Below are 25,760 nucleotides of genomic sequence, written 5' to 3'. Positions count from 1 at the left end.
AAGGACACCGCGATGAACACGGCCGAACTGCTGCTCAAGGCCGGCGCCGTACTGCCGCACGACACCAAGGGCGCCGGCCCCACCGCCGTCGCACTGACCGCCCGCTCCTACCGCCACCCCGGACTCGGCGACGACCGCGTCGTCGTCCGGCTCGCGCCCGCCGAACTGGGCCCGGCCGAGGACCTCGCCGCCGGCTTCCTCGGACTCGTACGCGACGAGGGCGAGCCCCCCGTCGTCGGCCTGAGCCGGCGCCAGGCGCTCGGCTTCCCCGAATGGGTCCTCGTGCACCACCCCGAGGACGGCCACCAGGCCCTCGCCGTCGTCCCCGAACTGGACCGGGTCGCCCGGCAGGCCAAGACCAAGCCCAAGGCCGCCCTCGACGCCTGCCAGGAACTGGCCGACCGCCTCGCCGCCTCCGTCCCGCACTTCCTGCCCGTCTTCCACGAGCAGGCGGCCCGCATCTTCCTCGCCGTCGAGAACACCACCTACGCCGCCCAGCTGTTCGGCCGCGCCCGCACCGCCGAGGCCCAGCACGGCCTCGCCATCGACGAGGACCGCCTCGACTCCGTCTTCCTCGAATTCGCCCTGGCCGGCGCCCTGCCGGTGAAGGTCCTCACCGGCTACGCCAAGGCCCTGGCCGGCCGTGTCACCCCCGCCGAGGCCCACGAGCGCTTCCGCCGCCTGTGCGTGCGCCGCACCGCCGGCGGGCTGCCGCCCTCCGCCCAGGCCGCCGTCGAACTGCGCCGCCTCGCCCGCGCCGCGGGCCTGACCGGAACCGAGGCCGAGCAGGACTACCTCGCCGAACTGCTGCCCCTGCCCGCCACCCTGCGCGCCGCGCTCGGCTGGTGGAAGGCCCACCGCGCAGCCCTCGTCGCGCTGGCCCGACGGGTTCCCGCCGTACGCGGCACCCTCCTCGGACTGACCCCGCCCGGAGGCGGTGACGAGCTCACCACCCTGTGGCTGGAGATCCTGGAGGAGTCCGGCGCGACCGCCGGGCTGGCCGGCGAGGAACCGCCCGCCGAGCAGCGGTGCGCCGACGGCGCCGCCGGCTGGCTGGAGCGCTTCCACGCCGCCCGCCACGCCGGCTGGGGCGTGCGCCCCGCCCTCGGCGTCCTCCTCGACGTGGTCGAGCGCTGCGCGGAGCAGCTGCGCACCGAACTCGCCCGGCCGGGCCGTGAAGCGGGCCTGCGCGTCGGAGTCGAGGACGCCGACCTCCTCGACCTGCTGCTCGCCCTGGAGATCCCGGTCGCCGACCCCGACCCGGACCCCGAGAACAAGCGGCACCGGCACGACCAGCTGAACCTGACCGGCTGGGCCCGCGCCGAGCAGCGCCGCGACCTGCTCGCCCTCGCCGCGGACCAGCGGTTCCACCCCGCCTTCCGCCGGGCGCTGAACGCCCTCGGGGGCAACGGCGAAGGCGTCCAGGTCATCCGGCGCGTCGCCGAGTCGCCCGGCGGCCGCCCGCTGCTGACCGAGTGGATGCGCGAAGTCGCCCGCGCCTCCACCGCCGCCGGCCTGCCCGGAGTACCGGACGCCATCCAGCGCCTGACCTGGCTGCCCACGGAAGCCCTCGAACTCGCCCCCGGGGAAGTGGCCGCCGCGGCTGCCGCCGACCTCGCCGAAACCCTCGCCCGCACCCTGCGCGGCGGCCTCTTCGAAGAACTCGCCTGGCCTTCCTGGGAGAGCGCCCTCGCCGAACTGAGCCCCGGCCAGAGCCGCCGCCACGGTCTGACGGTGATGGAAGCCTGGCCGTACCTGATCGTCGCCAACCAGACCGAGGTCCGCGTCATCGACGCCGACTCCACCGTCCTCACCCACGACCTGCGCGTCCCCACCGGATCCGAGTACCAGCACGGATTCCACTACGTCGACGGCGACCTGCTGGTCTTCTGGTCCTCTTGGAGCACCAACCGGACGGAGGGCTACTGGCACTCCGCACCCCAGACCGTCTTCACCCTGGAAACCGACCGCAACCACTGGTCGCTGCGCAGCGACCACATCTCCTTGCCGCTCCCCGGCGGCGGACGCGCCACCGGTGGCGGCGTCCTGCACCGCGGCGACACGAAGCTGCCCGACGAGCGGTCCCTGCTGTCCGACGGCACCTCGTACTGGGTGTGGCAGCGTCGCGACGAGAAGAACGAGGCCGGCTGGCGCGAGTACGACCCCGCCGGCGCGGCGTACGGCCGGATCTCCCTGCCCGGGTTCTTCGCCGACGCCCTGCGCGCGCACCCGGAGAACGCGCGCCGCAGCGGGCACTCCAACTGGCTGCGGCCGGCGCCCACCGTGGCCGGCTCCGTGCTCGGCGCCCCCGCCGGCGGCCTGCTCGGCTGGCGCACCGTCCGCATCGCGGGCCACGGCTGGGAGGGGACCGACACCGGCGGCCGCACCGTCACCGTGCCCGAGGGCCGCGACATGCCCGTCGCGGCGCTCGCCTTCCCCGGCGACGACCGGCCGCGCGCCCTGTCGCAGCACTGGCAGGAGCTCAGCATCAGCGACCCCGAAGGCGTGGTCACCGCCCGCTCGCGCGGCGACCACCAGCGCCGCTCCGCCTTCGGCACGGGCAGTGTGGACCTCCCGCCGCTGTCGCACTGGTACGCCCTGCGCCCCCGCGACGTCGAAGGCTCGGCAGCGCTGCGCGCCGCCGACCGCGAGACCGTCGCCGCGCTGCTCAAGGCCGCCGCCGCGGCCGAGAAGGTCACCGACCTGCCCGGCCTCGTGAGCGCGGCCCTGCCCGACGTCACCGCCCCCAAGCTGATCGGCGGCATCGTCGAGGTACTGCGCTTCACCCTCACCCAGCAGAAGGCCCTGGACGCGGTCGCCGCCCGGCTCCACCCGGACGACGCGCACGCCGAGGAGCGCGAGCACGGACCCAGCGACCGGCTGCTCGGCGACGCGCTGAGCGGGCTCATCGGCTCCGGGTACCACCGCTGGGGCGGCGACGAGGACGGCGCCCACCACTTCCTGAGCGAACTCCGTGCCGCCTGCGCGCGGACCGACGACACCGAGGTGCCCGGCAGGCTCCACTTCGACACGCCCGCGCTCTCGCACCACACCTTCTCCTGGACGCCGTTGCTCGACGAGCCCGCCGCCGTCGCCTACCGCGCCACCACCGTGTCGGCCACCGACGAACGGCGGGCCGCCCTGGTCGCCCTGCTCGGCGCGGTCGACGCCCTCGGCCTGGCCTCCGCGGAGGGCTCCGCCGCCCGCTGGCGCCGGGTCGTGCTCCACCTCGACCGCGCCCACCTGACCGGCCCCGACGGCCTGTCGCGCAACCTCCACCACCGCGGTGTGCTGCCGCTGGGCGGCGGAGCCGTCCTCGCCCTGACCGAGCACAGCGAATCCGTGCCCTACGGCCACGAGTTCGGCGCCCTGCTGCACGACCCCACCGGCCGCTTCACCGTCCCCGGCCCCTACACCCTGCGCGGCGAGACCCAGCTCGGCGACCGCGAACGGGGCGCCGGCTGGCTGGCCGACTTCCTCGCCGCGGCCGCCGAACACGGCCCGGCCCCCTTCAGCCCGGAAGCCGCGGAGGAGTTCTCCCGACTCACGGGAGTCCCCGGCGCCCTCGCCAGCCTGGTGATCGCCGGTCTCCCGCACACCGACACCTACGAGCGCAACTTCCTGCCCGCGGAGCTGCGCACCGCCCTCGGGGTCAAGGCCGCCGACGCGGCCCACGCCCGCGACGAGCTCAAGAACCTCGACGCCGAGGTACGCCGCGCCGTGGTCGCCGCCCTCCTGCCCGCCGATCCGGCGAAGCTGTGGAGCGAGGGACCCGACGTGGCCGCCGCCGCGGAGGTGTGGAACCGGCGCGTGGGCCGCCGTACCCGCGTACCCGACTGGCTGGCCACCGAGGCCGCACGCGCCGTCGGGCGCGGCTGGGCCGCACAGCGGGCCCTGGGCGCACTGCTCGACCCGGAGGCCTCGCGCGAGCTCTCCGTCGACGTGGCCTGGACGGTGAAGGGCGACCACGTGGAGCCCCGCGATCCGGCCACCCACCCCTTCACCGCGGGCGTCCTGACCGGGACCGTGGCCACAGCGGCCTGGCTGGCGCACCGGCTGCCCGCCGGAGACCCCGTACGAGCCGCCCTGCCACCCGCGCTGACCGCCGTACGCCAGCGGCTCGCGGCGCCCGAACTGCTCCTCGAAATCGGGCACTACACCAGCCTTCCCGAATTCCGGAAGGCGGCGGGCACGCCGACCGAGACCGGCGAGGGCTACGAGCGCTACGGCGCGGTCGTCATGGCCACCCACGACGAGCAGCCCAAGCCCGCACTGCGCCCGGCCCTGCTGGACTCCACCGGCTCCGACCCGTACCTCCCGGCGCTGCGGGGCGCCGACCAGCGGCCCTCCGCGCTCGAGAGGGCCCTGCGGACCGTCCACGACCCGCGCTTCGCGGCCCTCCTCGCCGACCCGGGCGCCCCGGCGGCCGGTGCGGTGGACGCCGACGGCACCTGGTGGCCGCAGGACCCGAGCCGCTCCGTCCCCGAGCTGGTCGAGGAGGTGCGCGCCGCTTGCGGTCTCGGCGCCGACGCGGCCACCGTGTACCTCGCCCTGCTCGCCATGCCCGACCCCACCGACCGCAACACCGCGCGGTGGACGGGCTGGAAGCCCGCGCGCCTCAAGGCCGCCCGCGCCGAACTGGCCGCCACCGACCTGGTGGTGTCGGCCGGCCGCACCCGGGCCGGACGCTCGCTGTTCCTGCCGGGCGGATGGGCCGAAATGGCCTCGCCGACCCTGCCGGTGGAGCAGTGGAAGCTGCCGATGTACGGTCTGGGCGCCGGTGACCGGCCGCTGCTCGGCGTGCTGACCCCGGCCGAACCGGCCGCCGACCTCTACCGCCGGGCCTGGCAGCGGGTCCAGGAGGGCGACGTCCCGCGCTTCGAGGAGCTCAAGGTGAAGCGCACCCGCGCCCGTCGCCGCTGAACCACCGGCCGCCCGGGCCTTTCGGCGCGGCGCACCTCCCGAGGGGTGCGCCGCGCCCTCGGCCGGCACGCGGCCCGCCTCCCGGTTCTCCGTTCCCCTTCCCGTTTCCCAGTTTCCCGTTCCCCGATACCCGCTCCCGTTCCAGAGGACCCCGATGACCGTCACCGCACCATCCGTCCCCGCCCCCCGGCAGGTGCTGCCCGCCGAGGAGCGTCACGCCGCCGAGCTCGACTTCCTCGCCGCCCAGGACCCCGGCCCCCGGCCGCCCGGCTGGGCCCTGACCCCGCGCGCCGTCGTCACCTTCGTCTGCGGCAGTGACGGAGCCGAACTGGTTCTGCCGAAGCGGCGCGCCGGGCTCCCCTCCAAGCTGGCCATCGCCCCCAAATTCGTCGGCGAACGCGCCCTGGTGGAGCGCTGCGTCGTCACCCTCGCCGGAGAGCGCGGCCTGCTCCTCACCGGTGAGCCCGGCACCGCCAAGTCGATGCTGTCCGAGCTGCTGGCCGCCGCCGTCAGCGGAACCAGTGCCCTCACGGTCCAGGGCACGGCCGGTACCACGGAAGACGCCTTCCGCTACGGCTGGAACTATGCGCTGTTGCTCGCGCAGGGTCCGAGTTCAGGCGCCCTGGTCGACTCCCCGGTGCTCTCCGCCATGCGCACCGGGCGCGTGGTCCGCGTCGAGGAGATCACCCGCTGCCTGCCCGAGGTGCAGGACGCACTGGTGTCGATCCTGTCCGACCGGCGGGTCAGCGTGCCCGAACTGACCGCCACCGAGGACGCGGTGGTCTCCGCGGCCCCGGGCTTCACCGTCATCGCCACCGCCAACCTGCGGGACCGCGGCGTCTCCGAGATGTCCGCCGCCCTCAAGCGGCGCTTCAACTTCGAGACGGTCGCCCCGATCGCCGACGCGGACGCCGAGGCCACGCTGATCCGCCGGCAGGCGGTCGCCGCCGTCGAGCGGGCCGGCGCGGCCTTCGGGGTCGACGACGCCGTACTCGACGCGCTCGTCACCGTCTTCCGAGACCTGCGCTCCGGGCGTTCCGCCGAGGGCTGGGACGTGGAACGCCCCGGTACGGTCATGTCCACCGCCGAAGCCGTGCAGGTGGCGGCCTCGCTGGGGGTCGCGGCCGCCTACCTGCCGGGCGGGGACGTGCTGGACCTGCTGCCGGGTCACCTGCTGGGCGTGGTCCGCAAGGACGACCCGGCCGACCACGGCCGCCTCCTCGGCTACTGGGACGGCCCGGTGCGCCGCCGGGCCGAGGACGGCTCCGCGATGTGGCGCCGCCTCTGGGACCTGCGCGGGAGCCTGCGTTGACCTCCGACCCGCGCGCCGCCGTCGACGCGCTCGCCGCGTCCCGTACGCCGTACCTGCTGGGCGTACGCCACCACAGCCCCGCCCTGGCCGCGGTGGTGCCCGAGCTGCTGGACGCCTCGGGCGCGGACGTGGTCTGCGTCGAACTCCCTGCGGACTTCCAGCCGTGGCTGGAGCACCTGGCCGACCCGGAGACCGTGGCCCCGGTCGCCCTCGCGGGCACCGACGGCGACGGCCGCCTGGCGTTCTACCCGTTCGCGGACTTCTCCCCGGAACTGGCCGCGATCCGCTGGGCCCGCCGCACCGGCGCGACCGTCCTCTGCTGCGACCTCCCCCTCCCGTCCCCCGGCTGGACGGCCGAGGCCGCCGTGCCGGACCCGGCTCCGGGCGGGACCGCGGGCTCAGCCCCTGGCCCGGACCCGGCTTCGCCCGCAGGGCAGCTCCCGGGCCAGCCCGTTCCCGCGGGTGCGGCTCCGGCTCCGGACGGGGACGGAGGATCCGGCTCGGCCCTGGAGGCGGAGCCGGAGTCGCAGTCGGACTTCGGGCCGGACGTGCGGGCGCGGCGGGGGAGTTCCTTCGCTGATGCGCTCACCGCCGCCGGTACCGGCCGTGACGGTGACGATCTGTGGGACCGTGCCGTCGAGGTGCTCGCACCGGGCTGTTCCGCGGAAGCCGTGCGCCGGGCGGCGCTCGGCGTCGGCTGGGCGCTGCGCGCGGACTCCACCCCACCCGCGAGGGATCTGGCGCGCGAGTCCCACATGCGCTCCGTGATCGCCGGTGCCACCGCCGGTGGCCACCGGGTGGCCGCCGTGATCGGTGCCTTCCACGCTCCGGCCCTGCTGGACATGGACGCGCCCGCCGCAGACGCGGTGCGCGCGGGCGTGGGCACCGGGTCCGCCGGTGCCCTTCCCGGGGCGCCGGACGGGGGGTCCGGCGGCTTGGTGACGGCACCACGCGTGGGTGTCGTGCCGGGGCCCCGGACCGTAGGGCGCGCGCCCACCGGCCCGGTTCCCGGCGAGGGGACGGAGCGGGCCGTCACCTCCTTCGTACCGTACTCCTTCGATCTGCTCGACTCCCGCTCCGGTTACCCCGCCGGGATCCGGGATCCGCTCTGGCAGCAGGCCGTCCTGGAGGCCGGCGGGGACCCCGGGCGGGTCCGGGAGGCGGCCTCCGTCGCCGTCACCCGGCTCTGCCGGGAGCTGCGCCGCGCCGGGCACACCGCCGGCACCGGCGAGGCCGCCGAGACCCTGCGGCTCGCCTGCGACCTCGCCGTCCTGCGCGGGCTCCCCGCGCCCGGCCGCGGCGAGCTCCTCGAGGCCGTCACCACCGTGCTCGGCCAGGGCGAACCGCTCGGCCGGGGCCGGGCGCTGGCGCGCGCCCTCGAGGCCGTTTTCGTCGGCACCGCCCGCGGGCGGATCACCCCGCACGCCCCCCGCTCGGGTCTCGGGCCCTCCGTCGAGGCCGAGCTGACGGAACTGCGCCTGCCCGGCCCCGACGAGCCCGCCTCCCGCGAGGTCCGCCTCGACCCGCTGCGTTCCGTCCTCGACGGCCGCCGCGAGGTCCTGCTGCAACGGCTCCTCGTGTGTGGTGCCTCCTACGGGGAGTCGCTCACCGTCGCCGCCACCGGCGACGGGAGCGCCCTCGGCACCAAGTGGCGGCTGTCCTGGACGCCTTCCGTCCCGGCCCGCCTCGATCTCGCCGGAGTCCGCGGCGTCACCGCCGCCCAGGCGGCTGCCGGAACCCTGCGCGACACCGCCCGCCGGGCGGCCGCCGACGGCGGGCCGACCCCGGCGCAGGTCCTCGCCGGGCTGGCCGCCGCCGCGCGGTGCGATCTGCCCGAGCTGGTCGACGTACGCCTCCACGAGGCTGCCACCGCCCTGCCGCAGACGGCGACCCTGCCCGAACTCCTCGACGCCCTCGACCTCCTGGAGGCACTCCACCGCGGCCACCTCCCCGGCACCTCGGACGGGTCGCGTGCCACGGCCGCCGCCCTCACCGCCGACCTGCTCGAAGCGGCCGTACGGTCCCTGCCCGGCCTCGCCGGGAGCGACGACCCCGCCGACGCGGCCGCACTCGTGGCCCTCGCCGACCGCGCCGCCGCCCGCCACCTCGGCCTGCGCACGGACGACGCCCTCGCCGAGCTGGCCGCTTCCGCGTCCCCGCTGATGCAGGGAGCAGCCCTGGCCGTACGGGTCCTCCTGGACCTCGACCCGGCCGCCGGGCTCGGGGACCGCGCCGCCGGGTGGATCGACGCCGCGGGCAGCCCCGACGGCCGACGCGCCCTGGCCCGCCGGCTCGCCGGACTCCTCACCGCCGCCGGGCCGTTGCTGCAGTCCTCCCCGGCCGCCCTGACCCCGCTGCTCGACCGCGTCGAGCGCCTCGCCGACCAGGACTTCCTGGACCGCCTCCCGGCCCTGCGCGGCGGCTTCGACGCCCTCGCCCCCGCCGCCCGCGACCGGCTGCTGGACACCGTCACCGAGCGGCTCGGCGACCGGCTCGACCTCACACTCGACGCCTCGCCCGCCCTGCTCGCCCTCTGGGCCGCCGCCGACGCCGCCGGACTCGCCGCGCTGAAGGCGCTCCCGCTGCCGCAGGCGCAGGCACCCGCCGCGGCCCCGGACGCTCCCGACGCCCCGCCCGCCCGGACCCCCGGGGCCGAGGAACACCGGATCGCCCCTGCCGACCGCTGGCGACTGCTGCTCGGCCGCGAGCGCGACCGGCTGCCCGCAGGCGCCCGCCGCTACGCCCACGCACTGGACGAGCTGTACGGCGCCGGGGCCGGCGAAGGCGCATCCGACCTCGACTCGGGCCAGGGCGGCGGCCAGGAGGCCTCCTTCCCCACCGCCCGGGAGTGGTCGCAGGAGCTGGAGGCCCTGTTCGGCGCGGACGTACGGGAGGAGGTCCTCGCCGGCGCCGCCGACGCGGGCCGCACCGACGTGCTCGCCCAGCTCGATCCGTCGGCCGTACGGCCCTCCGTGGAACTGCTGAGCTCCGTACTGTCCCTGGCCGGCGGGCTCCCGGAGGCCCAACTCGCCCGTCTGCGCCCCCTCGTCAGGCGGCTGGTCGACGAGCTCGCCAAGGAGCTGGCCACCCGCCTGCGCCCGGCCCTCTCGGGCCTCGCCACCCCGCGCCCCACCCGCCGCCCCGGCGGCAGGCTCGACCTGGCCCGGACCCTGCGCGCCAACCTCGCGCACACCTGGCGACGGGACGACGGCACGGTGGTCGTCGTACCCGAGCGGCCCGTCTTCAGCACCCGGGCGAGCCGCGAGGCCGACTGGCGGCTGATCCTGGTCGTCGACGTCTCCGGCTCGATGGAGGCCTCCGTCATCTGGTCGGCCCTGACCGCTGCCGTGCTCGGCGGCGTACCGACCCTGTCCACCCACTTCCTCGCCTTCTCCACGCAGGTCGTGGACTTCACCGACCGCGTCGACGACCCGCTCTCGCTGTTGTTGGAGGTCCGCGTCGGCGGCGGTACGCACATCGCCGCCGGTCTCGCGCACGCCCGCACCCTGATCACCGTCCCGAGCCGCACCCTCGTCGTCGTGGTCAGCGACTTCGAGGAGGGCGCCCCCATCGGCGGACTCCTCGGCGAGGTCCGCGCGCTGGCCGCCTCCGGCGCCCACCTGATGGGCTGCGCGGCGCTCGACGACGCGGGGACGCCCCGGTACTCGGTTCCGGTCGCACGGCAACTCGTCGCGGCCGGCATGCCCGTGGCCGCCCTCAGCCCCCTCGCCCTCGCCCGCTGGGTGGGCGACCGCCTCCGTGGAGAGTCCCGTTGAGCACCGAACTGCCGCCCGTCGCACCCGAGGTGCTCGCCGAAGCGGTCGAGAACCTCACCGCCCGCCTGCGCAAGAAGCTGGACGCCGCCACCGAGAGCTGCGCGGCGGGCGCCACCCGCGCGGCGGACGGCAGCGTCACCGTCAGCTTCGGCGAGGACGCACTCGTCACCCTGCGCCCCGGGCCGGCGGGCGCGGTCACCGAGGCCGGACAGGCGACGTGCAGCTGCCTGCTGGCGCCCCGCTGCCTCCACCGGGCCGCCGCACTGGGCGCGGCCCCGCTCGCGGACGCGGCCCCTGCGCAACCGCCCGCGGAGCAGTCCGGGCCGCAACCCCCGGCGGAGCCCGGGCCCGCGGCTCTCACCGATCCGGCGCCGGCTCTCACCGATCCGGCGCCGGCTCTCACCGATCCGGCGCCGGCTCTCACCGATCCGGCGCCGGCCCTCACCGAGGCCCAGCTTGCGGCCGCGGCCGCGCTCTGGCACGCCGCCGCCGAAGCCCTCGCGGCCGGAGTGACGGCCGGCGGAGCCGTGGTGCAGGCCGAGCTGCTGCGCGCCGCGCACACCGCCCGCCTCGCCGGGCTGCCGCGCGCCGAGGCCGCCGCCCTCCGGGTCGTACGCGGCCTGCGCGCCGCCCGGGAGCGCCGGGCCACGCAGCGGCTCGGCGCCCTCACCGGAGCCTTCCGCGAACTCCTGCACACCGCCGGACTGCTGGCCTCCGGGGCGTCCGACCCCGTCCTGACCGGCACCGCCCGCCGCGCCTACGCGCCCGGCGGCAGCCTCCAGGTCCACGGCCTGTGCCGGGAGCCGGTGCTCTCCGCCACCGGATACGGCGGAGTCGTCACCCACCTGCTGGCCCCCGACGGCTCCCGCTACTCGGTGTCCGACGTCCGACCCGGCGGCCTGGCCCGGGCCCGCGGAGCCGGCTCCGCCTCCGTCGCCCTCGGCGGCGCCACCCTCGACCACGCCGGTCTCGCCCGCGGCGGCCTGCGCATCGTCGGCGCGACGGTCTCCGCCGAAGGCCGGCTCGGCGCGGGACGCGGGGTCAGGGCGACCCCGCTGCGCGGCACGCCCTGGACCGAGCAGCCCGCCGCGCCGCTCTTCGCCCGCCCCGCCGCCGAGGCCGTCGCCGAGCTGCTGGCCGATCCGGAGGCGGCCGAGTCCGCACTGCTCGGCTGCGACGTCACGGTCGTCGGCGCGGCCGGCGAACACCTCCTCGTCCGCGAGGCCCGCCCGGACGCACCGCTGCTGCGGCTGCTGCCCGCGCACCCCCACCCGGAGCTGCCGCACACGGCGAACCTGCGCCGCATCGCCGTGTACCCCGGACTCCGGGTCCGGGTCCTGGGCCGCCCCGACCTGGACCGCGCCGCCACGCTGCGCCCCCTCGCCGTCGGCCCGGTGCCCGGGGCGCCGTACACGCTGCGGCTGCCCGAGGAATGGCTGGGCCGCGCGGACCTCGGCTACGACCGCCTCCAGGGCATCCACTTCCCGCCGCAGGCCGAGGCCCCCGGGGCGGCTTTGGCGGCCGAAGGCCCGGACCCGCTGGCCGACTCCCCGTTGTGGCGGGTACGCCGTCTTCTGGAGACCGGGGTCGCGGGTGGCCGCCGCGCCGTCGCCGAAGCGGCCCGCGGTACGGAGCCCGTGGCCTCGTACGGCCCGCTGCGCCGGGCCGGGCTCACCGCGGCGGCGGAGTTGTCGGCCGCCCTCGCCGCCGAGGCCGACCGCCGCCCCCGCAACGCCTTCGGCCGCCTGACCGATCCCTCGCCCGACGGCTACGCCTGGGCCTGGCTGGCCGCGGCCACCCACCTCGCGGCGGCGGAACGCTCCCTGGTCGCCGCGTCTTGGGCGGCTATCCCGAACGGAGCCATGCCCACAGCGCGTTGAAGTCCGCGTCGGTCAGTCCCCGCCCGGGATCCACGCGGTGCAGGAGCGCCCGGCCGGCATGCCGGGCGGCCACCCGGTCCCGGTCGGCGCCGGTGATCTCGTCGTCGACCCAGACGAAGGGCCGTCCGGCCGCGTGCACGAGGAGGGCGGGGGTCTTCCAGTGGATCCCGCCCCGCCCGTCCTCCTCGGACGGCTCCGGCCAGGCCACCAGCGGCAGCTCAGGGAGGCCGAGCCGGGGCGCGACGCATTCGTTGGCCTCGGCCATCCAGGTCGTGGCCCACACCAGCTCGCACGGCAGCGCCGCCAGCCTCGGCCCGAGGGCGGGGTCGATCCGGGCGAGCAGCGGATTGGCATCGTCCCCGGGCGGGTACGGGCCCGCCCCGAACGGGATCAGCGGTCCGTCGACATCGAGGTAGAGGAGGGGACGGACCAGGGAACGGGTCATGATCCCACCGTAGTACCGTCATGGCGGTGGCGGAGAACGCGGGCGTGACAGAGCCGTGTGGGCCGCGGCGCACGCGGAAGGGGACCTGCCCACCGCGGTCGCTCTCGCCTACAAGCTGGAGACTGCCCCGGCCGGCCGGCCGGCTGGTTCGGGGAGGACGCCGCCCCCGTCACCGTGCTGACCGCCCGGGCCATGGTGACTCCGACGAGGCGGGACGGCGTCTCAGGGCGCGATCTCGAACTCGGGCGGCTCGAGGTTCTTCAGGCATGCGGTCTTCGGTGCGGCCGGGTTGTCGAAGAACGAGAGGGTGATCTCCTGGGCGCACTTCGAGGTGGCGAACACCACGTGCGGCTCGTAGGGGATCGTGACGACCGTGGCGTTGTTCAACGTACGGGCGACGTAAGGGCCGTTGTCCGCCCCGGTCTGGGCGTCGAATGCACCCGACAGGGCGAGGGTGGGGATGTCGCTGCGCGTGGCATCCCGGATCGAGGGCGCGGCCGCCGGGACGTTCCAGATGTCGCAGTCCGGACGCAGAGAGGTGAGCAGCGGAGCCTGTGCCTGTACCGAGCGGGGGAACGAGGGGAACTCTTTCTGTCCGCCCTGGAGCGCCGCGTCCTTGCTCTCGTACGGAGTCCACTCGCTGCAGAAGACGCCGTAGACGAGACCGTGCGAAACCCTTCCCATGGCCTGGGGGCTGAGCTTGCCGCCCGCCCACTGCTGGGCGATCCGCTGCGGCTTGCCGTTGGCCAGCTCGTCGAGGGCGGCAGGCACCTGGGGCGCCACGTGGGTGGCGGAGACCAACCAGTTCACCAGGGCTCCGCCGTCCAGTACGACCTTCACCGGCTTGTCGCTGCCGGGGAGCGTGACGGTGGTGGTGACCGGCTTGGCTTCGAGGTCGCGGACGAGCTTTTCGAAGGTGGCCGACAGGTTCGGATAGCGCTTGTTGCACGCCGGCTGGTCCGCACAGGCCTTGAACAGGCCGTCGAAGCCCTGCCGGGCGCTGCTCCAGGTCGATGCCTCCCCGGACCTGGACGGCGGCAGGATGCCGTCGATGCCCACCGAGCGGATCCCCTCGGGGTGCAGGCGCATGGAGACCAGTGCCAGGTGGGTGCCGTAGGAGATCCCGTACAGGTTCCACTGCTTGATGCCCAGGGCGGTGCGCAGGTCGTCGTAGTCGGCGGCGCTCTCGGTGTCGTTGTAGGCACTGAGGTCGATCCCGCGGCCCGCCAGCTTGTCACGGCAGGCCTTCGTGGCCTCGACGTGCAGGCGTTCGGTGGACGGAGCGTCGTAGACGAGGCCGACCGCGCGTGCGTTGAACGCGTCGATGTTGGGGCAGAGGAGCTCCGGGTCGGCCGAGTACGTCCCGCGCTGGGACATGAAGATCACGTCACGGTCGCGGTTCAGGCCGCCGTCGATCGCCATCTTCGCCTCCCCCACGGCGTCGTCGCCGGGTCCGCCCGCGAGCCACACGATGGGGTCGGGTTTCGGTGTGTCGGTCGCGGCGGGCACGATCGCGACACCGAGTTTGATCGTTCGACTGCTCGGCTTGGCGCGGTTCTCGGGCACGGTGAGCGTTCCGCAGCGGGCCCCTTGCAGGGCCTCGATCGGTTCCGGCGTCTTCGGGCAGGGGCCCGGTTCGTAGCTGGCGTCGCCCACCGTCCGGGCGACCGTGCCGATCGGAGCTCCGGGGCTGGGGCTGGTGTCGGTGCGGGACTGCGCCTGGGCGGGCGCCGCAAGCAGGCCGGTGACGAGGAGACCCGTCGCCATGCCGGCCGACGGGGCCAGGAGTCGTCGCACGGTGCGCTGACGACGGGGCGCGTGATGACGTGTCATCTGCCCTCCCGGGCTACTTCGGGATGATCGTGAACGGTCCGGGCTCGAGATCGTCCACGCAAGCGGTATCGGGCGCGGTCGGGCGAGCGAGGAACGAGGCCAGCACGCGCTGCGCGCAAGGCGACTGCGGGACCACCCAGTGGCCGATCCCGGGAACCTGAATGGCAGTCGAGCGGGACAGGTCACGGGCCACGCCCTCCGCCCAGCTCGCCCCGGTCTTCACGTCGAACGTGCCGGAGATGACGAGCGCCGGCACTGCGCTGACGGTGGCCACCCGCTGGACGGACGCGCGGTCCGGAACGTTCCAGATCCCGCACGCCGCGTACTGGAAGGGCAGCTGCGGCACCTGGGCCAGGACCGTGTCCGGCCACCCGGGGTAGGTCTTCTGGCCTGCCTTCAGCACGTCGGCTTCCGAATACCCCGGAGCCCACTCGCTGCACACCACCGACTCCGTCAGACCGTGCGCGAACTCGCCGACCTTCTGGACCGAGCCGGCCGCGCGCGCCTTCGCGAAGCGCTCCGGGTTTCCGTTGCCGAGTTCCTCGAGCGCCGCCGGGACGTCCTTGGGCCGGGGGGTGGAGGCGACGATCAGATTCAGCAGGGCGCCACCGTCGAGGACGGTCTTGACCGGCTTCCCTCCGTCCGACGGCGGGACGGTCAGCGTGAGGGGGTGAGCCTCCAGCTTGCGCACCTGTTCCGTCAACAGCTGGGGGAGGTCCGGGTACCGGTCCTTGCAGGCGGGCTGCGCCGCGCACGCCTCGAAGATGTTGTCGATCCCCTCGGCGGTGCTGCCCCATGTCCACGGCAGCGTCACGACCTGGGGAGGTGTGATCGAGTCGATCGCCATCGCGCGGATTCCCTCGGGGTGCAGGCGCAGGTACGTGAGGGCCAGGTTGCTGCCGTAGGAGTACCCGTAGACGTTCCACCGGGGAACGTCCAGCGCCTTGCGCAGGTCGGCGAAGTCGGCGGCGTTCTCGGTGGTGTTGTATGCGCTCAGGTCGATTCCGTCGGCCGTCAGGCGGTCCCGGCAGTCCTTCACCGCTTTGAGGAAGAGCTGTTCTGCCTGCTGCGCGTCGTAGCCCAGACCGACGGCCTGCGCGTTGAACCGGTCGATCTCGGGGCAGGCGAGGTTCGGCTGGTCGTAGAGGTTGCCGCGCTGGGCCATGACGATCAGTTCGCGGTCCTTGTTGAGGCCGGAGTCGACGAGGAAGGGGATGTCGTCGAACGTGTCGCCGCCGGGGCCGCCCGCCATGAACACCACCGGGTCCGCGGCTGGCTTGGCGGAGGCTGCCGCAATGCGCGCCACGGCCAGCTTGATGGTCCGGCCGCCGGGGCGGGAGCGGTTCTCGGGGATCTCGAGGAAGCCGCACCGTGCATCGCTCAGAGCCTCGATCGGCTCGGGCGGCGTCGGACAGGGACCGGGCACGAACCGGGACGGTGCTACCGGGCTGGGCTGCCCGGGCAACCCGCCGGGTGATGAGGCGGCACTGCCGGGTGTGGTGCCGCATGCCGTCAGGCAGACCATAGCGGCCGCGGCAGCCACCGCATGGATGCTGTGCTTGGGCATGTGATCTCGTTCCTCTGCCGACATCGGCGGCGGCCCTGCCGGGCCGCGGCGTTTTGGGGGAACGTACCTTCTCGACGCTACCGGGTGGCTGCTTCGCGTGCACCCGGAGTGGGCGCCCGCCGGCTGTGGGAATCCGAGGCGTTCAACCCCACGCTCCTGGACACCTGCGATATCAGCGTCGCCGTCTTCGAGCGCCGCACCTGCCCCCACCGCCCCGTCGAACACTGGTCGGACCCGATGACCGGCAGGCACAAGCCGTCGGGCACCCACATCTCACGCCGTCGACCACACCTCGAAGCAGAGAACACCCTGCTCTCGAAAATCGGTTCCGGGTAGTGAGCGCGGAGCGTCACCCCACCTGTCGATCCCGTCGACACCAGCGAGCCAACCACCCGAGGGAGCCTCACCGATCCTCTTCGTCTTCCTGTCCCGCCTCTGGAACACATCCGGCGACACCCGGCCGAGCGGCTGCAAGTACCGGTGGCCGCCCCCCGGCCCTTGTGCGCGCCTTCGGACCACCCGGTAGCGTTGATTACGTGCGTTCCGCGCAAACCGCCACGGCGTAGCCCGGCGGGGCAGCCGTCGATCGGCAGAGGAACGGGATCGTACGGCAGAGCACAGCTTCCTTAGTGGTGCGCCGGCTGCTTGCCTGCCTCTACAGGGCTGCGCGGCGAAGCCCCGCGGCAAGAGCGGCCACCGCTGCCCGGACCTCGAGCGCACTCTGAACGAGCAGGTGCGCAAGCTGGAGGCCCAGCCGCTGAGCTGAACGTTCGGCCGCCGCAGGGCGGAGGCCCGATGAAGGTCCGCAGAGCTTCGCCCGGGTCCGCGCCGCCGGCTCGGTCCAGCTCGCCGGCCACACCGCAACGCGAGGCGGGGGCGAGCCAGTGCTCTGACCGCAAAGGGTCACCGGGTCCATCTGGCTCTATGGCATCAGGGAGCACTGGTGGTCGCCCACGTACGAAAAACCGCAAGGGCCTCACTAAGGTTCCCGGGGCCGCACGCGGCGTGGAAAGTCTTCTCAGCGGTCCAGGCCCAGACCCAGTCCTGGGTGTTGCGATGGACGTCCTGGCGGGGGTACTCGCATCCCTCCAGGTCCGTCTCCTCTAGATCGATTTCGACGGTCCAGTCAGGGTTGTCGAGCGTGGCGATCTTCACACCCCACTCGTGCTCCCAGTCGCCATCGCACTGCTTCGCGTACCAGTCCTGTAGCCAGGCAAGAAGATGCTGCTCCGAATCGCTCATGACAGGAGAGGCTAGTGCTGTGACCGCATGGCGCGCCGGGTTGGGTGGTCAGGCTGCTGTTCGTAAGTGGGCTTCGATGGGGTTGGTATGTAGGGGTGAAGCACAGCTCGACTTTGTTCCGCGCCGCCCACTTCTTCATCCGCCAGTTCGTGTGGGCGGAGAGGTTGTCGAGGATCACGTAGATCGGGGCGCCGTCCGGGCGGGCGGCTCGAATCGTCCTCAAGGCCGCCCAGGTGTGGTCGATGCCCTTGCGCCTGCGGTTGATGCCCCACATCTGGTCGTCCCCGACTGAGTAGCAGCCGTGGAAGCAGGTGATTCCGTGGGGCAATGAGTGTGGGTGACGTCCTGCGCCAGCGTGGCATCGAAGAAGGGCGGTACGGGGCCGGGAGCCTGGTACATCGCGGCGACTGCGAGGGGTTTCACAGCACCTCCAAGGTGAGCCCGGACCGCAACACTGCCGTCACCGTCGTGTGCAATGTGGATTCACCCGATCATTTCCGTGCGGCAAACCAACTGCTGGATATCTGGACCAAATGAGGCGTCGGATGGGCAGATCGGGCAGGCAGCGCTGTCGGCGGTGGCGGAGGCGATGGCTTCCGGTTCGTGAGTGAGGTGGGCCAGCATCAGGTCCAGAGCGGCCGTTTCACCGGCGATCTGCTGCGTACTGATCATGCCCGGTACAACGACGCGGGCCGGCATTGAAGGAGACTTCCGAACAGCCAGGAGGGCTACTTCTTGGGGGGCCTTCTTTTTGGCGGCATCCATCTGCGCGCCGACTTCGGTGAGGCGGTTGTGGCCCATGGCCTCGCGGACGTCGGGGAACCACTTCTTCTCTTCTTCCTCGTCAACGGGTCAGCCGCCAGGGGGCGCAGAGCTTCCTGCGGCGTTGTCAGAGGCGCGGCAAACGATGCACGGACGGAAGGGGGAACCGTTCACGCATGGATGTGTGTCTCCGAGCGCACAGCAAGACGTGTCCGGGCGAACCCGGATCGATCTTCAGGGGGGATCTTGACTTCATCGCACCGTGGACGCCTGCGTGCCCTGGCCGCCGGAGGCGTACTCGCCCTGGCCGCCGGCGCCCTCTCGGCCGCCCCGAGTACCGCCGCCCCGCAGCACCTTAGACCCGCCTCCGCCCCCGCGCGGCCCTCGACCGCCCCGGAACCGGAGTCGGCCTCCGTCGCCGCGCCGCGCCGCGACAGCGGGCACCCAACCATCGTCATGCCCGGCCGTGCCACGGAGCCGGCGCGGATGGCCGCAGCCAAGCCGCGGCACGACGTCGACGGCGACGGCATCAGCGACATGATCGTCATGGAGTACGACCAGAGCACGGGCGTCTACCTGTCCTCGATCTCGTCCTGGAGCGACTACGCGATCTACAAGACCGACCCCGAGGCCTCGTTCAAGGACCTGCTGCCGGTCGGCGACGTCGGTGGCACGACCAAGGCCGAGCTGCTCTCCCTCTCCTTCGACGGCGTACTCACGCTCTACGAGACCGGCCTGAAGAGCACGTCGGCACCCCTGTGGTCCGGCCGCGGCTGGCAGAAGTACAACCGCCTCGTGGCCACCGGCGACGTGACCGGGGACCACCACCCCGACCTGCTGGCCCGCGACTACGCCGGCGACCTGTGGCTGTACACCGGCACCGGAAGCGTCAGCAAGCCCTTCAACACGCAGGTCAAGGTCGGCTCCGGCTGGGGGATGTACGACCAGATCGTCGGCGCCAGCGACGTCGACGGCGACGGCCTCGGCGACGTCCTCACCCGCACCCTGACCGGCGAGCTGTGGTTCCACAAGGGGGCCGGCAGCGCCACCGCCCCACTCAAGCCCCGCGTCAAGGTCGGCACCGGCTGGAACACGTACAACGTGATCAGCGGCCCGGACGACATCGACGGCGACGGCATGAGCGACCTGCTCGCCCGCAACCGCGACGGCTTGCAGTACTTCTACAAGTCGATCGGTGGAGGCAAGTTCGCCGCACCCGTGTACTACGGCAGCGGGTGGGAATTCAACAAGTTCATGGTCGGAGCCGGCACCACGCAGCTCTACGGCAAGGCGCAGAACCTCATGACCCAGGCCAACAACACCCTGGCCAAGTACTACGCCCTGGCCAACGGCGACTACCTGTCGCCGCCGACCAACGCCGGCACCGAGACGCCCGGCTCCCGCAACACCTACGCCACCGGGTTCAACAGCCACAACCACGCCAGTTACGTGCAGAACATCGGCAGCGACCTGTACATCCGCGGCCAGAAGGTCAGCACGACGTGGAACTACACGCTCATGGTCGGCCCCGGTGACCTCACCGGCGACGGCAAGGGCGACCTGCTCAGCCGCGACTCCGCCGGCGTCCTGTGGCTGCACCCCGGCGACGGCTCGGTGTACACCAAGCTCGGCGCGCGCATCAAGGTCGGCACCGGCTGGAACGCCTACGACGCGCTCGTCGGCGCCGGAGACTACTCCGGCGACGGGCGGCCCGACGTGCTCGCCCGGGACACCGGCGGCCGGCTGTTCCTCTACAAGGGCACGGGGACGTCCACCGCGCCGTTCGCCGCCCGGGAGCAGATCGCCACCGGCTGGAACGTGTACGACATGCTGGTCGTGCCGGGTGACATCGACGGCGACAGCAAGGGCGATGTGCTCGGCCGCCTCCCGAACGGCGACATGTACCTGTACACCTCAACGGGCAACGCCGGCACCGCGACCTTCACCGCCCGGGTGAAGTTCGGCACCGGCTGGAACATCTACAAGAACATGATCTGAGTCCCGCGGCCGCCCAGCACGAAGCAGCGACGGAGCGGGCCCGTCCACCGGCATCAGCCCGGCCGGCCGGGCCCGTGTCCGCCGCCGACACCCCCAGGTGTGAACGGGCAGCCGAGGAGTTGCCGCAGACGCCGGGCGAGCATGGATGGCAGGTCCCGGGTTCATGCGGCCCCCCGAGACTGCGGATCTACAGGCCTCGCCCCGTACGTCCCCCAGTTGTGACGCCGGCGCCACCCGCGCCCGCCGAACGCGCCAGTGCGCCGCCCGCAGACCGCGATCCGCCGGTGCCGGAAGGCGAGGACCGTGGCCAGCGCGGACGCACGGACCATGAGACCGCTCGGGGGCAGCCCGTCCCACCAGGCCGAGGACCCGTTCGAGCGGCTTCCGTTGCTGCCGAGGCAGCACCCTGGAAGCTCTTTTCGTCCCCTTGACGATATGGGCGAGTCTCGTTATCGTCGCATTGACGAAATGAAGGGGGTTCGCCATGGCCGACATCACCCGGCGCTTCGGCTGGCGTCATCTGCGCTCCGCGCCCACCGCCCACATCCGCCACCACAAGCGCGGCCGACTCGTCCACGACGGGCGGGGGCTGAGTTTCTGGTACCGGTCGCTGTCGGCGGCGCTTTCGGAAGTGCCGGTCGACGACCGGGAGTTGGCCATGGCGTTCCACGCCCGTACGTCCGACTTCCAGGACGTCGCCGTGCAGGCCACCGTCACCTACCGGATCAGCGACCCGGCCGAGGCCGCGGACCGACTCGACTTCTCCGTCGACCCGGACACCGGGAGCTGGCGCGGCGCCCCCTTGGAGCAGATCGCCACTCTCCTCACCGAGACGGCGCAGCAGCACACGCTGGACGTACTCGCCCGGACTCCGCTGGCCGTCGCCTTGGTCGACGGCGTCGCCTCGGTGCGCAGGAGCGTCGCCGCCGGTCTCGCCGCCGAGCCCAGGCTCCCCGCCACCGGCATCGATGTGGTGACCGTGCGGGTCGTGGCGATCCGCCCCGAGGCCGAGGTGGAGCGCGCCCTGCGCACCCCGGCCCGCGAGCAGATCCAGCAGGAGGCGGACCGGGCCACCTACGAACGGCGGGCCGTCGCCGTCGAGCGTGAGCGCGCCATCGCCGAGAACGAGCTGGCCAGTCAGATCGAACTGGCCAGGCGCGAAGAGCAGCTGATCGACCAGCGCGGCACCAACGCCCGCCGCGAGGCCGAGGAGAAGGCGGCGGCGGACGGCATACGGACCGAGACCGAGGCGGCCCGCAAGGTCCGCCTGGCCCGCGCGGACGCCGAGGCGGCGCGCGAGACGGGCGCCGCGCGCGCCGAGGTTCAGGCCGCCTGGCTGCGCGTGCACGACGAAACCGGCCCGGGCACGCTGCACGCCCTGGCGGCGACCCGGCTGGCGGAGAACCTGCCGCGGATCGAGAGCATCACACTCTCTCCTGACGTCCTCACCGGGCTCCTCAGCAGGCTCGGACGTCCGGAAGGCGGCACGGGCGCGTGAGCCTGGCCCCGCGGGCGGTGCTCGTGCACCGCAGGACCGAGTACGAGGAGCTGCTCGCCCGGCACGGGACGCACGGGCAGGCCGCGTTCTTCCTTTCCAGCCGGGGCCGGTCGATCGACGAGGTGGTCCGCCGCCACGACCGCACGCGGCAGGCGCTGCGGGAGGTGGCGGCGGCGGTGCCGCTCACCTGGCGCAGCTCCCGGGTGGAGCGGGCGGACCTGGACCGCTTCCTGTTCGCCCCGGAGGACGTGGTGGTCGTGGTCGGCCAGGACGGCCTGGTCGCCAACACCGCGAAGTACCTGCGCGGACAGCCGGTGGTGGGCATCGACACCGACCCGGGGCGCAACCCGGGGGTCCTGGTCCGTCACCGCTGCGCCGACGCGGCCGCCCTACTGCGTGCGGCGACCGCCGCCGGGGGCCGGCCAGAGGAGCTGACCATGGTCGAGGCCGTCGCCGACGACACCCAGCGCCTTCTCGCGCTGAACGAGATCTACCTGGGCTCGCCCGGTCACCAGACGGCCCGCTACCGCCTGGGCTCCGACGGCGACAAGGGCCCGGGCGAGGCCCAGGCATCCTCCGGGGTGCTGGTGGGCACCGGCACGGGCGCCACCGGCTGGCTGCGTTCCCTGTGGCTGGAGCGCGGCAGCCCCGCGGGGCTGCCCGCACCCTGCGACCGGCGGCTCCTGTGGTTCGTGCGCGAGGCCTGGCCCTCTCCCACGACCGGAACGACGAAGGTCGCCGGTGAGCTGGGGCGGGGGCAGGTGCTGCAGCTGACCGTGGAGTCGGACCGGATCGTGGTCTTCGGCGACGGAATGGAGAGCGACGCCCTGGAGCTGACCTGGGGCCAGAGCGTACGGCTGGGCATCGCGGGAACGTCGCTGCACCTGGTGACGTGAGCGCCCTGCCGACCGGCTGCCGCCACTGCAGACCCACAGGGACGACCCGCTACGGTTCCTGCGGCAACTGTGCCTGGTAGACGCGAGGGTGCCGCTGCGCGTCGAGCGGACCGCGACCGCGTTCCGCCGGCAGCACGCCGGCGCTTCGATGGCTTCGGCGATCAGGACGTGGCTGCGGGCGGTGCAGCCGTTCTCTTCGTCGTCCTTCCAGTGCGGGTACAGCTCCCGCTGAGCCGGCCGTGGGTGACTGCTCGGTGGTCGGGTCCGCGTCAGGCCCAATGAAACACGTCCATGGAGCCGGCGATGTCCTTCGGCGAGGTCTACCGGCACGGCGACGAGGGGAAGTTGCCTACCGTGGGCCCGGGGGATGTGGCAGGGCTGCGAGGCATCGATCTAGAATTCAGGGTCAACGTTTCGTAAAGCCATGTACGGCCCGAGGGAGCCCCGTACACGACGATGGGGTAGCCGGTGCTTCTGAAAACGTTCGGCTGGTCGTTCGCGGTCACCGCGCTCGGCCTGATCGCGGCGGTGTTATACGGGGGGTGGGCCGGCTTCGGGATCGTGGCGATCCTGTCCATCCTCGAAATCTCGGTGTCCTTCGACAACGCCGTGGTCAACGCCGGGATCCTGAAGAAGATGAACGCCTTCTGGCAGAAGATCTTCCTCACCGTTGGTGTCCTGATCGCGGTCTTCGGCATGCGCCTGGTCTTCCCCGTCGTGATCGTCGCCGTGAGTGCCGGGATCGGTCCGATCGAAGCGGTGCAGCTCGCGCTGGACGAGCAGGACAAGTACCAGCAGCTGGTGACCGACGCCCACCCGTCGATCGCCGCCTTCGGCGGCATGTTCCTCCTGATGATCTTCCTTGACTTCATCTTCGAGGACCGCGACTTCAAGTGGCTCGCGTGGCTGGAGCGCCCGCTCGCCAAGCTCGGCAAGATCGACATGCTCTCCGTCTGCATCGCGCTCATCGTGCTGCTCGTCTCCGCGACGACCTTCGCCACCCGCGCTCACCAGTACGGCGGCATCCACGTGGACAAGGCGGAGACCGTCCTGATCGCCGGCATCGCGGGCCTGATCACCTACCTGGTCGTCGGAGGTCTCTCCGGCTACTTCGAGAACAAGCTCGAGGAAGAGGAGGAGCGCGAGCACGAGGCCGAGGAAGCGGCCAGGACGAGCGGCACCAAGGTCCCGGCGGTCGTGATGGCCGGCAAGGCCGCGTTCTTCCTGTTCCTCTACCTGGAGGTCCTGGACGCCTCCTTCTCCTTCGACGGCGTCATCGCCGCCTTCGCGATCACCAACGACATCGTCCTGATGTCGCTCGGCCTCGGCATCGGCGCGATGTACGTCCGCTCGCTCACGGTCTACCTGGTCCGCCAGGGCACCCTCGACGACTACGTCTACCTGGAGCACGGCGCGCACTACGCGATCGGCGCCCTCGCCCTGATCCTGCTCGTCACCATCCAGTACGAGATCCACGAAGTCATCACGGGCCTCGTCGGCGTCATCCTGATCGCCTGGTCCTTCTTCTCCTCGGTCCGGCGCAACCGCAGGCTGGCGGCGGCCGAGGCGAAGGAAACGGAGTCCGACGAGAAGGCCGAGGTCTCCTCCGGCGTCTGAGCCGGGCCGCGGGCGCGGATGGACTGATGTCCTGGTGCAGGGCCCGGCCGGGGTCGACATCGACCACATGGTCCCGCCGGCCGAGGTCCACTCCCCGCCAGTTAAGCAGCCCCCCTTCCGGCTGACTGTTTCCAGCCGACCCAGGAGGCCGTCCCCCGCACCGGGGCCCTCAGGGCCGGCGTCCGGCCCAGGCCACCAGCCGCTCGATGGCCGGGGCCTCGGGGTCCACGGCCACCACCTCTGCGAAGGGGATCCGCCCGCCGCGGGTTTCGGCCGGCAGCGCGCGGCGTACGACGCCGATCACACGCTCGATGAGGGCCGGGTCCCAGTCCGGGTCCTGTCCGGTCGCCCTGGCCAGGTCCCAGGTGTGCACCGTGAGTTCGTGGGTGTAGACGGCCGCGGCGGCCGCACCCGGCAGGACGCCCATCGGCAGGCGCAGCTGCCGGCCGAGGATGCCCGGATCCGCCCACACCTCGGCGACCTCACGGGCACCCGGCACCCAGGCCGCCGCCCATGCGCCGTCGGCGATCTCGTCGGCGAAGGACGGGACGCTGAACGGGTCCTCGCCGCGCCCGATCACCGAGATCCGGCGCACGACGGCGACTAGGTGGCTCGACAGCCGCCGTACATCGAACTCCTCGCAGGGGGTCGGGGCGTCGTACTGCTCGGGCCGGACGGCGGCCAGCGTACGGCCCGCCAGCTCGACGGCCGCGGCGAGGTCGGTCCGCGGATCGAAGGAGAAGGGGGCGGCGACGGTACCGGTGGAGTCGGACGGGTTCTCGATGAGCTGCTCGGTCTTGTTCATGGGTTCATCCTGTAAACAAAAGTGGCCACCTTCTGGCCTGTTTTCCGAAGAGAATGAAAGGCGACGACGCGGCACCCACGAAGGAGGAAAAGGGCACATGAGAGCCGACCGGCTGGTGGCGACCCTGCTCTTCCTCCAAGAACGCGGCCGCGTCACCGTTCCCGAAGTGGCCGCTGAACTGGAGGTGTCCGAGCGCACCGCGCGCCGAGATCTGGAGGCCTTGGCCGCGGCCGGCATCCCCGTCTACTCGCAACGCGGCCGCGGCGGCGGCTGGTCCCTCGTCGGCGGGGCCCGTACCAACCTCACCGGGCTGACCGCCGACGAGACCCGGGCGCTCTTCCTCGTCACCGGCCCCCTGTCGGCCACCCCCGAACTGCGCACCACCCTGCGCAAGCTGGTCCGGGCCCTGCCGCCGACCATGCGGGCGCAGGCCCAAGCCGCGACCCGCGCGGGGGTCGTCGACGCCACGGACTGGTCCCGCAATGCCGTCACCGCCGATGCCGCCCACCGCTCCGCGCTCCAGGGCGCCGTCGTGGACGGGATCCGCGTCCGCCTCGGGTACGCGGGCGTCGGCAAACCAGCGGGCGAACGCACCGTCGACCCCCTCGGGCTCGTGGCCAAGGCGGGCGTGGACTACCTAGTCGCCGGTACGGACAAGGGCCTGCGCACCTTCCGGCTCAGCCGGGTCACCTCCGTCGAGCCGACCGGCGAACCGGTGGCCCGGCCGCCCGACTTCGACCTCGCCACGGCTTGGCGGACGCTGTCCGGAGCCTTCCAGGACGGCATGTACGCGGTGACCGCCCGGGCCCGCGTCCACCCCGACACGCTGGCCCTGCTGCAACGGTTCCTCGGCGGCCGCGTGCGCGTCGGCGGTCCGCTGCCCGACGGCTGGACCGAGGTGTGGGTCGACGGCCCGGCCGCCAAGGCCCTGGCAGGACATCTGGCCGGGCTGGGAGCGCGGGTCGAGGTACTGGAGCCGCCGGAGGTACGACAGTGGCTGGCCCGGATCGCCGGCGAACTCACGGGGATGTACGCGGGGGAGGAACCGCACGCACCCCACGGCCAGTAGCCGATGGCGAACCGCTTTCGGGATGCCCATCGTGCTCGATCTCGTCGACCAGGGCCACGGCGTAGTCCTCGTCTGCGATGCGGCTGAAGCCGTCCGCGTTCACGAGCAGGTCGTCGTGGGCCGACCAATACGTGTAC

Annotated in this window: 16 protein-coding genes and 1 pseudogene; 10 read left to right on the top strand and 7 right to left on the bottom strand. The window is 73.3% G+C overall.

Features of this window, described 5'->3' with window-relative positions; all coding sequences use genetic code 11:
- The first annotated feature begins 12 nt into the window (after positions 1 to 12).
- From OG332_RS02115 to OG332_RS02100, 4 genes are all read left to right on the top strand, one after another.
- Complete coding sequence (locus tag OG332_RS02115; RefSeq protein ID WP_327419078.1) at positions 13 to 4,923, top strand: DNA-binding protein; 4,911 nt, start codon at positions 13 to 15, stop codon at positions 4,921 to 4,923.
- 154 nt (positions 4,924 to 5,077) lie between these two features.
- On the top strand, positions 5,078 to 6,235 hold the full coding sequence (locus OG332_RS02110) for an ATP-binding protein (RefSeq protein WP_327411806.1): 1,158 nt from the start codon (positions 5,078 to 5,080) through the stop codon (positions 6,233 to 6,235).
- Positions 6,232 to 10,011 (top strand): DUF5682 family protein, encoded by a 3,780-nt coding sequence (locus OG332_RS02105; protein ID WP_327411805.1) that lies wholly within the window; start codon positions 6,232 to 6,234, stop codon positions 10,009 to 10,011. The genes OG332_RS02110 and OG332_RS02105 overlap by 4 nt, the downstream gene beginning before the upstream one ends.
- Positions 10,008 to 11,891, top strand: coding sequence for a hypothetical protein (locus tag OG332_RS02100; protein WP_327411804.1), 1,884 nt, complete (start codon positions 10,008 to 10,010; stop codon positions 11,889 to 11,891). Before OG332_RS02105 ends, OG332_RS02100 begins: the two co-directional genes overlap by 4 nt.
- Here the strand turns inward: OG332_RS02100 and OG332_RS02095 are convergent.
- The 3 genes from OG332_RS02095 to OG332_RS02085 all read right to left on the bottom strand — a co-directional run bounded on the left by OG332_RS02095 (position 11,857) and on the right by OG332_RS02085 (position 15,595).
- The gene (locus OG332_RS02095; protein ID WP_327411803.1) at positions 11,857 to 12,336 is read right to left on the bottom strand and encodes an HAD domain-containing protein; all 480 of its coding nucleotides are present in this window, start codon (positions 12,334 to 12,336) and stop codon (positions 11,857 to 11,859) included. The genes OG332_RS02100 and OG332_RS02095 overlap by 35 nt on opposite strands.
- 222 nt (positions 12,337 to 12,558) lie before the next feature.
- The gene (locus OG332_RS02090) at positions 12,559 to 14,169 is read right to left on the bottom strand and encodes an alpha/beta fold hydrolase (protein ID WP_442816093.1); all 1,611 of its coding nucleotides are present in this window, start codon (positions 14,167 to 14,169) and stop codon (positions 12,559 to 12,561) included.
- Positions 14,170 to 14,182: 13 nt separating this feature from the next.
- Entirely contained in the window at positions 14,183 to 15,595 is a 1,413-nt protein-coding gene (locus OG332_RS02085) for an alpha/beta fold hydrolase (protein WP_327411802.1), read from the bottom strand.
- A gap of 225 nt (positions 15,596 to 15,820) precedes the next feature.
- Here OG332_RS02085 and OG332_RS02080 point away from each other — a divergent pair, with 225 nt between their 5' ends.
- Positions 15,821 to 16,072, top strand: a complete 252-nt coding sequence (locus tag OG332_RS02080; protein ID WP_327411801.1) for a hypothetical protein — start codon at positions 15,821 to 15,823, stop codon at positions 16,070 to 16,072.
- A 594-nt stretch (positions 16,073 to 16,666) separates the two neighbouring features.
- Here OG332_RS02080 and OG332_RS02075 read toward each other — a convergent pair.
- The 3 genes and pseudogenes from OG332_RS02075 to OG332_RS02065 form a co-directional block, all read right to left on the bottom strand.
- A complete protein-coding gene (locus tag OG332_RS02075) occupies positions 16,667 to 16,978 on the bottom strand; it encodes an immunity 53 family protein (RefSeq protein ID WP_327411800.1) in 312 nt (103 codons plus the stop codon).
- A 64-nt stretch (positions 16,979 to 17,042) separates the two neighbouring features.
- Positions 17,043 to 17,300, bottom strand: a pseudogene (locus OG332_RS02070) (transposase); the annotation flags it as partial.
- 161 nt (positions 17,301 to 17,461) lie between these two features.
- Positions 17,462 to 17,779 (bottom strand): hypothetical protein, encoded by a 318-nt coding sequence (locus tag OG332_RS02065; RefSeq protein ID WP_327411799.1) that lies wholly within the window; start codon positions 17,777 to 17,779, stop codon positions 17,462 to 17,464.
- Between the two features lie 207 nt (positions 17,780 to 17,986).
- On the opposite strand from OG332_RS02065, the gene OG332_RS02060 reads away from it, so the two are divergent.
- The 4 genes from OG332_RS02060 (at position 17,987) to OG332_RS02045 (ending at position 23,749) form a co-directional block, all read left to right on the top strand.
- On the top strand, positions 17,987 to 19,738 hold the full coding sequence (locus OG332_RS02060; protein WP_327411798.1) for an FG-GAP repeat domain-containing protein: 1,752 nt from the start codon (positions 17,987 to 17,989) through the stop codon (positions 19,736 to 19,738).
- Positions 19,739 to 20,222: 484 nt separating this feature from the next.
- The gene (locus OG332_RS02055) at positions 20,223 to 21,236 is read left to right on the top strand and encodes an SPFH domain-containing protein (RefSeq protein ID WP_327411797.1); all 1,014 of its coding nucleotides are present in this window, start codon (positions 20,223 to 20,225) and stop codon (positions 21,234 to 21,236) included.
- Positions 21,233 to 22,132, top strand: coding sequence for a hypothetical protein (locus OG332_RS02050; protein WP_327411796.1), 900 nt, complete (start codon positions 21,233 to 21,235; stop codon positions 22,130 to 22,132). Before OG332_RS02055 ends, OG332_RS02050 begins: the two co-directional genes overlap by 4 nt.
- Positions 22,133 to 22,600: 468 nt before the next feature.
- Positions 22,601 to 23,749, top strand: a complete 1,149-nt coding sequence (locus OG332_RS02045) for a DUF475 domain-containing protein (protein ID WP_327411795.1) — start codon at positions 22,601 to 22,603, stop codon at positions 23,747 to 23,749.
- Between the two features lie 169 nt (positions 23,750 to 23,918).
- On the opposite strand, the gene OG332_RS02040 is transcribed toward OG332_RS02045, so the two are convergent.
- The gene (locus OG332_RS02040) at positions 23,919 to 24,554 is read right to left on the bottom strand and encodes a TIGR03086 family metal-binding protein (RefSeq protein ID WP_327411794.1); all 636 of its coding nucleotides are present in this window, start codon (positions 24,552 to 24,554) and stop codon (positions 23,919 to 23,921) included.
- Between the two features lie 97 nt (positions 24,555 to 24,651).
- Here OG332_RS02040 and OG332_RS02035 point away from each other — a divergent pair, with 97 nt between their 5' ends.
- A complete protein-coding gene (locus tag OG332_RS02035; RefSeq protein WP_327411793.1) occupies positions 24,652 to 25,623 on the top strand; it encodes a helix-turn-helix transcriptional regulator in 972 nt (323 codons plus the stop codon).
- The last annotated feature ends 137 nt before the right edge of the window (positions 25,624 to 25,760 follow it).

It is taken from the genome of Streptomyces sp. NBC_01233, assembly GCF_035989305.1.
Taxonomy (GTDB): domain Bacteria; phylum Actinomycetota; class Actinomycetes; order Streptomycetales; family Streptomycetaceae; genus Streptomyces.
This window is presented reverse-complemented; position numbering and strand designations above follow the sequence as displayed.